Origin of the sequence: Streptococcus mitis (assembly GCF_965111725.1) — a bacterium.
GTDB lineage: Bacteria > Bacillota > Bacilli > Lactobacillales > Streptococcaceae > Streptococcus > Streptococcus mitis_DV.
Genome location: NZ_OZ217341.1, coordinates 1,622,807 through 1,636,444 on the forward strand (window position 1 = coordinate 1,622,807; position 13,638 = coordinate 1,636,444).

The window sequence follows — 13,638 nt, forward strand, 5'->3', positions numbered from 1 at the left end:
TCAAGCCTAAAAATTATATCAAAAATAAGAACTAGATAAAGCGATTGTAACAAACACATTCATTTCTAGCAATGTTTTAGTAATAGTGGTATGGTGTGGCGTGTGTACGGTTCTAGTCTCAATCTATTGTGTTTCAAAAAAACGAAGCAAAAAAGCTTCCCTGACCCGGCGAATCAGGTCTTCCATAAGTTTGACTTGCTCATCAACCTGTGCTTGTGTCGCTTTTGGATTCTCTAAGACCACCTTAGCCTTTGCGAGACCTTCTTCCACTTCAGTGGGGAGAGCCTTCATGGAGTCTAAGGTCAGATTTGCCAACAAAGCTTCTAGGGTGCTTTGTGTCGATTTGGCTGCACTTGTGTCAACTACTGGCGCTGATACTTCCTGATCCTTTTCCTTCTCCACCTGAGGAGTTTCTGCGGTCTCATCTATCTTAGTCTCAGGCTGAGGACTTTTAACTTCAGCTTCTGATTCTTCTTGACTTCCTTCTTCAGCTTTAGCTTCTGGAGCGCTAGATTCTCCTTCTGATTTGAGCTCAACTGGTTGTTCAACTACTGCCGTTTTCTCAGGACTCTCCTCTTCTGAGTCCTGTGGATCCCCATCTGAATTTCCAGAAGGTCCAGCAACTACATCACTAGCTGTTACTGGAGACACTGCAGGGGCCTGCGCTTGCACCCCATTCGCAAAGAACATCAGAGCCGCCACTGCAACACTAGCAGCTCCAAAATGATATTTTCTTATTGAGTAACGGTAAATTTTTTCACCATTGTCACTATGTTTTTTTCCAAACATGAGCATAGCATCCTTTCATTGTATCACAGGCCAACTTTCCTCAAAAGAGTACACAAAAACCCGTAACACATAATATGTCAACTTTATAGTAATACTTTTACGGAAAGACATCAAGTATAAACCTAGATGAAGATAAGATTAAAAAAGTAGCAAAAAAGCCGATATAACAGCATTTTCTCGTAATTATATATATATGCAAACCCTTATCTATCAACCTTATTATGGATAATATTTTAAATTTAATATAAATAAAAAACAGACCTTATCTATAGAAAGATAAAATCTGACATTTTTTCTATATAAAATCAACAGAAGCATTCTGCTGAAAATAGTGAAATACGATGTAAGTTTCCTAGCACTCTGATAAGATTTTGAGGGAAAAGCTAGATACATCCCCTAACTTACAAAAGCGCCTCAAACTCAGCCACGGTCATTCCCAACTGCTTACTGGCAATCTCGGAAGTCAAAAGACCTTGGCGAACCATATCCAGGAAGGCAAAGAGTTTTCCTTCTTCCCTTCCTTCAACTTTCCCGCGCTCAAGTCCTTGTTCAACTCCCTCAGCTCGTCCACGCTCTAAACCCTCTGCGCGACCACGTTCTAAACCTTTTTCTTCAGCTTGTTCCAAGGCATAGTCCTGCGCTAACAAGGCTTGTTCTTCTCGCATACGTAGTTGGCTAAACATTTTCCTGTCCTCCTCGGACCAGCTCTTGTAGTCCAGCAGTTGGTCTGCTTGGCTGATGGCTCGCTCGGGGTGCTGGGTAAAGGGCTTATTCCCGAAAAATTCCAACCACGGCTTGCGAACCTTGTCTTTGCTGGTTTCTCTGTATTTTTTTAGTTCTTATTTATGATGGTCTTTTAATAATTCTTCAAACTCAGAGACAGTCATTCCCAACTGCTGGCTGGCAACCTCAGGTGTCAGAAGGCCTTGACGAACTAGATTTAGTAGCATAGACAAACTTCCTTCAACTTTCCCACGTTCAAGTCCTTGTTCTAAACCTTTTTCGATGCCTTGTTCAATCCCCTCAGCTCGACCACGTTCAAGACCACGCTCTAAACCTTGCTCAATACCTTCAGCACGACCGCGTTCAAGACCACGCTCTAAACCTTTTTCTTCCGCTTGTTCCAAGGCATAGTCATGTGCTAACAAGGCTTGTTCTTCGCGCATACGTAGTTGACTAAACATTTTCCTGTCCTCCTCGGACCAGCTCTTGTAGTCTAGCAGTTGGTCTGCTTGGCTGATCGCTCGCTCAGGTTCTTGGGTAAAGGGCTTATTCCCGAAAAACTCCAACCACGGCTTGCGAACCTCGTCTTTGCTGGTTTCTCTGTACTTTCTTAATTCCAAGAATGCCATCTTAACCAGATGGTTTTCCTGTCCATTGTTTGTAATTGTTAAAACCTCACCTGTCGTGTCCTCTCGCATGCTAAAGCTATGAAAAGCCAAGTCATCTGAGAAATAATTGCTGTCCACAATTGCGATAGCGTAAACTGGTGCAATGTATTTGTAGCTCTGGTGGGTATCACCTTCACGTTGACGGATTTTTTCAAGGTTTTGATTAACCTGACTGCACAGGTAAGCCCACAGGCGATTGATGAAAAAATTCTGATGATGAACCTGAATCTCAATGATAACCTGTGTCCCATTGTCCAACTCCGCCAAGACGTCTATACTGGTATAGAAATCCTGCGCTGAATAGGACATGGAAGGCAAGACATGAATGTTACTTCCCTCCAAAATGATCACATTTTTGGCTGGTAAATCCAACATATCGCGAATAAATTGACAAGTGATTTCTGGGTTGCTAAAAATCTTCTTAGCAACCAAGTCATTGGTTGGGCTAATGCCCGGATGTCTTAGAATCATCCTTTTCCTCCTTCTATTATAGCACATTTTTTAATCTAGGTTTGCTAGATTCACTGCTACTATCTATTTATTCGGAAAAGAAAGGAGAAAGTTAAAAATTTTTAGACTTCACAGGTTGAAATTTACATAAAAAAGCAGCTGATTCTTTTTTGATTCTACCATATTTCTAGCGATTACTCCTATACATAGAATACATTCCAGTTTCTAGTAGAAAAGGACTCTGAAAAGCAAACAAAACCCAGTATTAGGAAGAGTTAAATCTTATCTGAAAATGACTAGCTCTCAAGCTATAGTTTTGTGTCTAGATATAAGTATCACTAGGAAAAACTCCATAAGTAAACACACCAAAATTGGATGTTCCTACTATGCGAAAACCTCTTCAAACTACGTCAACTTTGCCTTACCTAGAGCTTCAAAAGGACGTTTTGAGTCATCTGCTGGTAGATTTATTCATTGATTTTCAATCTTCTAATACTAAACAAAAATCAAACAACTATAGTGAAATAACATAAATTTTACATGAATAGATTAGGAAAATCAAAGCAAATTCTAAGAATGTTTTAGCAGTCACAGTGTACTTTCCCAGCCTCAATCCACTATAACTCTGCACATAAAAATGGAGAAGATGGCAATCCTCTTCTCCAAATATTAACTTCTTTACAAACCAACTATAGTTGACAAAGAACCTAAAATCAATTGATAACACAGAGTCAGGTCGGTCAACTCTTTCAACTGAAGCCCTGTCAACTCTTCCCACTTATCAATCTTGTATTGGAGAGAATTGCGGTGCAGATAGAGTTGCTGAGCTGTTTTAGTGAGAACAGCACTATTTTCCCAAAGAGAGAGAATGATTTCCTGAATCTGGTCCTGATCCAAGATCATCTGGTGCAAGCATTCCTTGATTACTCTCAAGTCCACGAGTCTTTCTCCCATACTCCAAAGATAGAGCTGAGAAAAAGTATGAACACCTTGGTGACCCTGACGCCACCAAATCTTAAACAAATCCCGCTCCGCTTTGATTAAGTCTGATAGGGCTTGATGCCCCGTCTGAGACCAAACCTGACCCAACATGATAGAGAGACGCAGTCCAAAGTCATACTCAACCGCTTCAATCGTATCACTTAAAATAGCTCGTACAGAGGTGTATTTGTCTTGTTGCAGCACGAAAACATAATCCTGAGCTCCGACCTGAAGCACTGTCTGACAATTCGAAAAGAGGGTCCGCATCATATCTAGCCAAGAGGATAGATTTTCCTGTTGGAAATAGGAAAGATGACAATAAACCAACTGAATCTTTTTAAAAGTTTGTGGTGCCTGACCCTTGCCCTCAATCAGATAGGAATACCAAGGATTGAGTGAACGAGCCTGCTCCTGCTGGGTCAAAAGGGAAATCAACTGCTTTTCACGCTCACTGAGCCCAGCTTTCTCCAGCAAAATCCACTGCTGAGAAGCTAAAGGAAGAGTTAAGTAACCCTCTTTCTCTACTGGTTGGTCTGAAATCTGAGCCTCAGGAAACCAGTCTTGTAGTTCTTTTGCCATCATGTCCTATCCCTCCACTTTTTGGATGCACCACGAAATCAAGCTCTCAAGACGTTCCAGATTTTCAGTCATATGGAGATAGCCCATCACTGCTTCAAAACCTGTGGACATACGGTAAGTCACTACATCAGCATTTTTAGCCTTGGTGTGACTATTGGTATTGCGACCACGTTTGTAGATTTCTTCTTCTTTTTCCGTTAGGACTTGCTCCTCCAACATGAGGGAAATCAGGCGAGCCTGAGCCTTGGCTGAGACATACTTGGTCGCTTCTTGGTGGAGTTTATTGGGTTTGGTCATGCCTTTAAGAATTAGGTGACGACGAATATACATGGAGTACACCGCATCCCCTTCAAAGGCTAGCGCAATCCCGTTAATGAGATTGACATCAATCACGTGTCCACCTCACTCCATCCTTGGTGTCAAGGAGCTTAATTCCTTGAGCAGCCAATTGGTCACGGATCTGGTCAGCTGTCGCAAAATCACGATTGGCACGCGCTTCTTGGCGCTTTTGGATCAAGTCTTCAATCTCTGCATCCAAAACTTCCTCAATAAAAACAATTCCAAAGACCTCTAACATAGCCGCAAGAGCTTCCTTAACACTTGCATCATAGTTGCCTGAGTTGATCCATTTGGCCATTTCAAAGACCACTGTGATACCGTTAGCAGCGTTAAAATCTTCATCCATAGCCGCCACAAACTTATCTTTAAAAACCTGTAACTCTTGAGCATCTACAGTTCCAGTAAACGGTTGTTCGTAAGTGTTCTTTAGATACTTTAGATTGGTCTCAGCGTCTCGCACTGCCTTTTCCGTAAAGTTGATAGGCTTGCGATAATGTTGAGTCGCAAAGAAGAAACGAAGGACTTGACCATCAAGAGTTTTAAGGGCATCATGTACGGTAATAAAGTTGCCCAAGGACTTGGACATCTTGACATTGTCGATATTGACAAAGCCATTATGCATCCAATAGTTGGCAAAGATCTTGCCTGTTTTTGCTTCTGACTGGGCAATTTCATTGGTGTGATGCGGAAACTCAAGGTCGGCTCCACCACCGTGAATATCAATGGTGTCGCCCAAAATTTCTGTCGACATGACCGAACACTCGATATGCCAGCCCGGACGACCAGATCCCCAAGGACTATCCCAAGAAATCTCGCCTGGTTTGGCAGCTTTCCAGAGGGCAAAGTCCACAGGATTTTCCTTACGAACCGTTTCTTCATCGGTACGACCTGAAGCACCTAGTTCCAAGTCTTCCAAGGTTTTGTTAGCCAACTTGGCATAGTTGTGAGATTTTTCCACACGGAAGTAAACATCCCCTTGGCTCTCATAAGCAAAACCTTTTTCAATCAAGTCTTCCACAAAGCGGATGATATCCGCCATAAACTCCACCACACGCGGATGGCGAGTCGCAGGTTTGACGCCCAAGGCTGTCACATCCTCACGAAAGGCAGCGATGTACTTGTCCGCAACCTCCTGAGGCATGATACCTTCTTCCTTGGCACGGTTGATAATCTTATCATCCACATCCGTAAAATTGGAAATATAGGCAACCTCATAACCACGGTATTCAAAATAGCGACGAATGGTATCAAAAGCCACCGTCGAACGGGCATTCCCCACGTGGATATAGTTGTACACGGTTGGCCCACAAACATACATCTTGACCTTGCCGTCCTCAATCGGGACAAACTCTCGCAAATCACGAGACATAGTGTCATAGATTTTAATCATAAATCATAATCAGGAAATCCAAAATCCAAGAACAATTAGTTTCATCACTAAGAGTTCAATTGAATTTCAGTCCGAATGTCTCTACACTTCGGAATCCCTTGCTCCTTTCTCATTCAGATAAACCACCTGAGTCTGTTTGACAAAGCCAATTTTTTCATACAAGCGCTTGGCACCTACGTTGCTATCCTCTACTGCAATTTGGAACTCCTTATCATTTTGCTCAATTAGTTGGTTGACAAGGGATTTTGCTAAGTAGCTTCCATAGCCTTTTCCACGTTCAGGTTCAGATATTGCTAAACCGTAGAAGTAATTCGTATTAGTCGATAAATCTACCGTGCAAGTTCCAATAACCTGACCGTCTTTTAACAAAATATATAAGCGACTTTCTGGATCCTTCAGAGCTTCAGCGACATATCTATCCACAACTTCTCTCGATTCATGTTCCTCTGAAAATGCTTGAAATTTTAACTGGCTAATTTGCTCCTGATACGAACTATCTGCTAACAAAACTTCAAGATTGGAAATGGTTGCTAACGGATAAGGTCTTCTATCCTTACCTAACCAAGTTTCTGTCTCTTCATCCTCGACCAATCCCCAGTTGCTGACAAAATCAGGATAACGGTCTAGAAAAACACGCTCTGTCTGAAAAGTGATTGAATGAATCGGAAAAGAAGCTGTTTCTCTCTCAAAACCAGTAAACAATGCACGCGCAATCCCCTGACGGCGATGATTTGGATGAACCAGTATCGTCACTTCCACATCTTGGTCATCTGCATAGACAGTTAATAAACCAACAAGTTCGCCTTTTTCATAATAAAGGAAAAAGGCGGGCATGTTTGGAGCAAAATTAAGCATGTTAGAGAGATAGGGATCACGATAGGTACCGTCATAGTTTTGGCAACAGTTAATTAGTTTTTTCGCCTCAGATAGCTCCTCTTGGCTTAACTTGTTTCTTGCTTGAATCATATAGCTACCCTCTACAAACCAGACGATCTGTGACTGGCTTCTTTAGACTGCTCGAGTTTATTAACGTAGTACTCTCGTTTTTCTTCGACTTCGTGAATGACCGGCTCATCCTTTTTACCATGAAGGCGGACAATCTTAGCAGGAATACCGACAACCGTCACATCACTAGGTACGTCTGCTACAACAACTGCTGCAGCACCGACCTTGGCATTTTCGCCGATTTCCACTGGTCCGATAACTTGGGCATGTGCTGATATAAGGGCACCCTGACGAACGGTCGGATGGCGTTTGCCACAGTCTTTTCCTGTTCCCCCAAGAGTCACCCCATGATAGAGGAGAACTCCCGTCTCAACAATCGCTGTTTCTCCAATCACCAAGCCTGAACCGTGGTCGATAAAGACACCTGAATCAATCTGGGCACCTGGATGAATCTCAATCTGAGTCCAAAAGCGCCAAAACTGACTGTGCATACGAGCCAAGAGTTTGAAGCCATGCTTCCAGAGAAAATGCGAGAGACGGTGGGCCGCCAAGGCCTTGACACCTGGATAGGTCAGCAAAACCTCCAAAGTGGTGCGGGCCGCTGGATCATTTTCTTTTACGATATCAATGGTTTCGCGCCACCATCCCATACATTTCTCCTTTTCTTATTCTGAATCTTTTGGTGTTTCTGTAAATTCTTTCTTAGGTTTGTGGTCCTTGTGATGACGTGGGCGGTGAGGACGTTCTGATTTTTCACCTTTTTCATCACGTTCAGGTTTTGGAGGACGAGGAAGAAGGGCTTTCATAGAAGCATCCACACGTCCTTTTTCATCAATCTTGATAACCTTAACATCAACTTCATCCCCGATTGCTACCAAGTCTTCGACATTATTGGTACGTGTCCAAGCCATCTCAGAGATATGAACAAGGGCATCTGTCTTATCAAAGAGGTTGACAAAGGCACCAAATTTCTCGATACGAACGACTTTAGCACGGTAAACTTCGTCCACCTTAGCTTCACGGACCAAGCCAGCAATAATTTCTTTAGCACGATTGATGGCATCTTGATCGCTAGAGTAGATAGACACATTTCCTTCTTCGTCGATATCAATCTTAACGCCTGTTTCAGCGATAATCTTGTCGATGGTTTCTCCACCCTTACCGATGACAATCTTAATCTTGTCCACATCAATCTTGATTGTATCAATTTTCGGAGCAGTTGGAGCCAATTCTGGACGAACTTCTGGAATGGTTGCTTCAATCACATCAAGGATTTCAAAACGCGCTTTCTTGGCTTGAGCAAGTGCTTCTGTCAAGATTTCTGCAGTAATCCCTTGAATTTTGATATCCATTTGTAGGGCTGTAATCCCGTCACGAGTTCCTGCAACCTTGAAGTCCATGTCTCCAAAGTGGTCTTCCAAACCTTGGATATCTGTCAATACTGTGTAGTTGTTTCCATCTGAGATAAGTCCCATGGCAATACCAGCCACTGGCGCCTTGATTGGCACACCACCAGCCATAAGAGCAAGAGTTCCCGCACAGATAGAAGCTTGAGATGAAGAACCATTTGACTCCAAGACTTCTGCTACCAGACGGATAGCGTATGGGAATTCTTCCAAACTTGGCAAGACTTGAGCAAGGGCACGCTCACCAAGAGCACCGTGACCGATTTCACGACGACCTGGCGCACCGTAGCGTCCAGTTTCCCCTACAGAGTATTGTGGGAAGTTATAGTGGTGCATAAAGCGTTTCTTATACTCTGGATCCAAACCATCAATGATTTGAGTTTCACCCATCGGAGCCAAGGTCAAGACTGAAAGGGCTTGAGTTTGTCCACGAGTGAAAAGACCTGAACCGTGCACACGAGGAAGGAAGTCAACAACCGCATCCAAAGGACGGATTTCATCGACCTTACGACCATCAGGGCGAACCTTGTCTTCTGTAATCAAACGGCGCACTTCAGCGTGTTCCATTTGTTCCAAGATTTCAGCCACATCACGCATGATACGGTCAAATTCTTCGTGGTCTGCATATTTTTCTTCATAAACAGCAGTGACTTGGTCTTTGACTGCTTGAGTTGCAGCTTCACGAGCCAATTTCTCTTCTACTTGGACAGCTTTTTGGAGGTCACTGTTGTAGGCTGCGATAATTTCAGCCTGCAATTCAGCGTCAACATGAAGCAATTCCACTTCTGCTTTTTCCTTACCAACTGCTGCAACGATTTCTTCTTGGAAGGCAATCAATTCTTTGACTGCTTCGTGCCCTTTAAGGAGCGCTTCCAGCATGATTTCTTCTGACAATTCTTTAGCACCAGATTCTACCATGTTGATGGCGTGTTTGGTACCAGCTACTGTCAATTCAAGGAGAGATTGCTCTGCTTGTTCTTGGCTTGGATTGATGATGATTTGGCCATCTACATATCCCACTTGTACCCCAGCGATTGGTCCGTCAAATGGAATATCTGAGATAGAAAGCGCCAAGGATGAACCAAACATAGCAGCCATTGGTGCAGAAGCATTTTCATCATAAGAAAGCACGGTGTTGATGACTTGGACTTCGTTACGGAAACCTTCCGCAAACATAGGACGGATTGGACGGTCAATCAAACGCGCTGTCAAAGTCGCATCTGTTGAAGGACGTCCTTCACGTTTCATAAAGCCACCAGGAAACTTCCCAGCTGCATACATTTTTTCTTCGTAGTTGACTTGGAGAGGGAAGAAATCTCCAGTTGCCATCTTCTTAGACATAACGGCAGCAGTCAAGACAGTTGACTCACCGTAACGTACGACAACTGCGCCATTCGCTTGCTTAGCAACCTGACCAGTCTCTACAATTAACTCACGACCCGCAAAAGTCGTTTGAAACACTTGTTTTGTCATTTTAATCCCCTTTGGATTGATGAAATTATACGTCTTGCCTACAAAGATCAAGATACTAAGCCGTCAAGCAACTCAAAGGAAAATAGGAAATCTAACGACGGAGCGACCGCTCCTAGGCAGATTTATCTTTTTCCACAGAGTTGTAGGCGAGTTCAATTACTCAAGATATAAATCATTAGAAAGGTTTGATACTAAAGCATCTAAACCTTTCACGCTAATCGCTATCAGGCGATTAGCTAAATGCTTTACTAACTCTCTCGTCAAATAATATCGATTTGACTCGCTCGTGTCGCTCCAACCACATTTGAAAAAGCCTTTAAAACCTAAATACCCTCATCTTTGTATCAAGTACGTACAGAGTCTATTTTATCATATTTTTCTTAAAAAGTGCGGTCTTTACCATTAAAAAGGAACCATTCCCCTCACCTGAGAAGAATGGTTTGCTTTTTATTATCCTAGAGACTGGTGATTAAACAAGGCATGAGTTGCTTGGTGGATGTATTTTGCTGTATCCGCATTGTTCATCGTATAGAGATGCACACCAGCAACATCCTGAGTTACCAAGTCCACGATTTGGTCCACCGCATAGGCAAGTCCTGCTGCTCTGAGCGACTCAGGGTCATGCTCATACTTGTCTAAGATAGCTTTAAATTTGCGTGGAAGGTGGATATTCTCACAAGTCTTCAAGAGGCGGAGAGCCTGATTTCGATTCAGAATTGGCATAATCCCTGCATGAATAGGAACATCAATTCCAGCCAAGATGCACTTGTCTTGGAAATCATAGAAGCGCTCATTGTCAAAGAAAAGCTGAGTTACAAGGCTCGAACAGCCTGCATCCACTTTCTTCTTAAGATTTTGAATATCTGAAATCTGATTTGGCGAATCTGGATGCCCTTCTGGATAGCAAGCACCAACAATATCAAAGTGAGGGGCTTGTTCCTTGATGAACTCAATTAAGTCAGTTGCGTAGCGAAAATCCTTTTGCGGCTCCACATCTGGAATAATATCCCCACGAAGAGCCAAGATTTTCTGCACCCCAACCTTGTCCAAGTCTGCAATCGTTTCAGCAACCTTGTCCTTGGTCAAATAGATGGCTGGCAAGTGAGCAATAGTCGGAATCGCTAAGTCATTTTGGATAAAATCAGCCAAACGAACCGTCGTTTCCTTGATATTAAATTTATTATTGCTAGCAGTTACACTGATAAAGTGAGGGGCCAACTCCTGCATATCTTGAAGAGCAGAAATAATGTTATCATTACCCACGGCTGGGTTGGGAGGGAACACTTCAAATGAGAGTGACGGTGTTTGGCGTGACATATGTAATAACCTTTTCTAGTTGATTTCTTTTTGAACAACCATTGTATGGAGAGAAATCTAATCTTACAATTTCTCACGCGCAGCTTTAGCTGCTTCAACAAGGCGGATCAAGCTTTCTTTTGTTTCTGGAATACCACGTGTTTTCAAACCACAGTCAGGGTTGATCCAAACTTTCTTGCTTGGCACTTTAGCAAGGATAGCTTCGATTGTGTGGTCGATTTCGCCTTCATTTGGCACACGAGGTGAGTGGATATCGTAAACCCCAGGTCCTACTTCTGTTTGGAAGTTTTTCGCTTTGAGTTCGTCCAAGATTTCAAGGTTTGAACGGCTAGCTTCAAAGGAAATAACATCTGCATCCATGTTGTCGATAGCTGGGATGATATCTGTAAATTCTGAGTAACACATGTGAGTGTGGATTTGAGTATCTGGCGCTACTGTTGAGTGTACCAAGCGGAAGGCAGGAATTGCCCAGTCAAGGTAGTCTTCATACCAGTCGCTACGACGGAGTGGCAATTTTTCACGAAGAGCAGCCTCATCGATTTGGATGATTTTCACACCAGCAGCTTCAAGGTCAAGCACTTCATCCTTGATAGCAAGAGCGATTTGAAGAGTAGAATCCTTGATAGAGATGTCTTCACGTGGGAATGACCAGTTGAGGATGGTAACAGGTCCAGTCAACATACCTTTAACAGGTTTGTTTGTACGGCTTTGTGCATAGCTAGACCATTTAACAGTGATAGGGTTAAGACGAGTGACATCACCCCAAATGATTGGTGGTTTAACCCCACGCATACCGTATGACTGTACCCAACCATTTTTAGAGAAGAGGTAACCTGACAAGTTTTGACCGAAGTACTCAACCATGTCATTACGCTCAAATTCACCGTGAACAAGGACATCAAAGTCGATATCTTCTTGCCATTTGATCCATTCGTCAATTGTTTCAGCAAGGAAAGCATCGTACTCTTCTTGAGACAATTCACCTTTACGGTAAGCTAAACGTTTCGCACGAACTTCTTTTGTTTGAGGGAATGAACCGATAGTTGTTGTTGGAAGAGCTGGAAGTTTGAAAGCTTCTTCTTGGATAGCTTCACGTTCTGAAAAGGCTGGCAAACGAGTGTAGTCTGCGTCTGTCAAGCCAGCGATACGAGCACGAAGTTCAGCATTTTCACCAACACGCTCAGTCGCAAAGAGTTCTTTGTTAGCTGCAAGTGCTTCTTCACCTTGACCATTGCGGATAGAATCCAAATCACGAATCTCATCCAATTTTTCAACTGCAAAGGCAAAGTGGTTCAAGATTGCTGGTTCAAATTCTTCATTAGCAGTTGTAAATGGCACATGAAGAAGTGAGCATGAGCTAGTCAATACGATGTTTTCAGCTGGGATTTGCTCAAGAACAGCCAAGCTCTTTTCGTAGTTGTTACGCCAGATGTTTTTACCATTGACAATACCTGCATAAAGAGTCTTATCAGCTGGGAAACCACCTTTAACCAATTCAAGAGTTTTCTTACCTTCAACGAAATCAAGACCGATAGCATCTACTGGCAAGTTTACAAGGTCAGCGTAAACGTCACGAACGTCTCCGAAGTAAGTTTGAAGCAAGACTTCAAGACCTTTTTTGTCAGCCAAAAGTTTGTTGTAAAGGTTCAAGAAGAGAGCTTTTTCTTCAGCTGTCAAATCTTTTACAAGAGCCGCTTCATCCAATTGGATACGAGTCGCACCAAGTTCTGCCAATTTAGCAAAAACTTCTTGGTAAGCAGCCACTAAGCTGTCTACGAAATCTTCTGCTTTCACGCCTTCTTCAAAGTCTGACAATTGAAGGAAAGTGAATGGACCTACAAGAACTGGGCGAGTGTTCAATCCAAGTTCTTTTGCTTCTTGGAACTCATCGAAGATTTTGTGACCAGCCAATTTTACTTGAGTGTCTTTTTCAAATTTAGGAACGATGTAGTGGTAGTTGGTGTTGAACCATTTCTTCATTGGAAGGGCGCGAACGTCCCCTTTTTCTCCTTGGTAACCACGACCCAAAGCGAAGTAGCGCTCAAGGTCAGACAAGTCCAAGTTTTGAACTGAAGCAGGTACCACATTGAAAAGGAAAGCTGCATCTAGGAAGTTGTCATAGTGAGAGAAGTCATTTGATGGAATTTCAGTGATGCCTTTTTCTTTGACAATGTTCCAGTGTTTAGCACGCAAGTCTTTTGCTGCTGCCAAGAGTTCTGCTTCTGAGATTTCTTTTCTAAAGTATTTTTCAGTTGTAAATTTTAATTCGCGGAATTCTCCCAAACGAGGGAAACCGATGATTGTAGTTGACATGATGTGTCCTCCAAAATTTGTTGTTGAAACTATCTTAACAGAAAAGAAATCATCTGTATAATTGTAAAAAATTAGGCTTTGATATAGTTTGAAACTATATCTCCGTTTTAGACAAAAGAAAAAGATCTGAGACAAATGCCTCAAATCCTTTGTGTAGCTTGTTTTATAGCTTTATTTCAGTTATACGGTTCAAACGCGTTATTAGTAATTCTTATAAGTGACTATGGCTTGTTATTAGAAAAGACTATAATACTCTAATCAACTC

Annotated in this window: 10 protein-coding genes and 1 pseudogene; all 11 read right to left on the minus strand. The window is 42.6% G+C overall.

Going from position 1 to position 13,638, the window contains the following annotated elements; all coding sequences use genetic code 11:
- Window positions 1-123: 123 nt before the first annotated feature.
- A complete protein-coding gene (locus ACLV7Q_RS07835; RefSeq protein ID WP_218756980.1) occupies window positions 124-789 on the minus strand; it encodes a YSIRK-type signal peptide-containing protein in 666 nt (221 codons plus the stop codon).
- 401 nt (window positions 790-1,190) lie between these two features.
- Window positions 1,191-1,628: pseudogene (locus ACLV7Q_RS07840) on the minus strand (hypothetical protein); the annotation flags it as partial.
- Window positions 1,629-2,651 (minus strand): Rpn family recombination-promoting nuclease/putative transposase, encoded by a 1,023-nt coding sequence (locus tag ACLV7Q_RS07845; protein WP_218756982.1) that lies wholly within the window; start codon window positions 2,649-2,651, stop codon window positions 1,629-1,631.
- 657 nt (window positions 2,652-3,308) lie between these two features.
- Window positions 3,309-4,193 (minus strand): helix-turn-helix domain-containing protein, encoded by an 885-nt coding sequence (locus tag ACLV7Q_RS07850; protein ID WP_057487474.1) that lies wholly within the window; start codon window positions 4,191-4,193, stop codon window positions 3,309-3,311.
- Between the two features lie 3 nt (window positions 4,194-4,196).
- Window positions 4,197-4,583 (minus strand): Mini-ribonuclease 3, encoded by a 387-nt coding sequence (locus ACLV7Q_RS07855; protein WP_000567927.1) that lies wholly within the window; start codon window positions 4,581-4,583, stop codon window positions 4,197-4,199.
- A complete protein-coding gene (gene cysS, locus ACLV7Q_RS07860; protein WP_218756983.1) occupies window positions 4,576-5,919 on the minus strand; it encodes a cysteine--tRNA ligase in 1,344 nt (447 codons plus the stop codon). Before cysS ends, ACLV7Q_RS07855 begins: the two co-directional genes overlap by 8 nt.
- 81 nt (window positions 5,920-6,000) lie before the next feature.
- Window positions 6,001-6,885: a GNAT family N-acetyltransferase gene (locus ACLV7Q_RS07865; protein ID WP_218756984.1), complete on the minus strand. Its 885-nt coding sequence runs from the start codon at window positions 6,883-6,885 to the stop codon at window positions 6,001-6,003.
- Between the two features lie 11 nt (window positions 6,886-6,896).
- The gene (cysE, locus tag ACLV7Q_RS07870; protein WP_218756985.1) at window positions 6,897-7,514 is read right to left on the minus strand and encodes a serine O-acetyltransferase; all 618 of its coding nucleotides are present in this window, start codon (window positions 7,512-7,514) and stop codon (window positions 6,897-6,899) included.
- 15 nt (window positions 7,515-7,529) lie between these two features.
- Window positions 7,530-9,743, minus strand: coding sequence for a polyribonucleotide nucleotidyltransferase (gene pnp, locus ACLV7Q_RS07875; protein WP_218756986.1), 2,214 nt, complete (start codon window positions 9,741-9,743; stop codon window positions 7,530-7,532).
- Window positions 9,744-10,193: 450 nt separating this feature from the next.
- Complete coding sequence (gene metF, locus ACLV7Q_RS07880; protein WP_000089966.1) at window positions 10,194-11,060, minus strand: methylenetetrahydrofolate reductase [NAD(P)H]; 867 nt, start codon at window positions 11,058-11,060, stop codon at window positions 10,194-10,196.
- Between the two features lie 63 nt (window positions 11,061-11,123).
- Entirely contained in the window at window positions 11,124-13,373 is a 2,250-nt protein-coding gene (gene metE / locus ACLV7Q_RS07885) for a 5-methyltetrahydropteroyltriglutamate--homocysteine S-methyltransferase (protein WP_218756987.1), read from the minus strand.
- Between the last annotated feature and the right edge of the window lie 265 nt (window positions 13,374-13,638).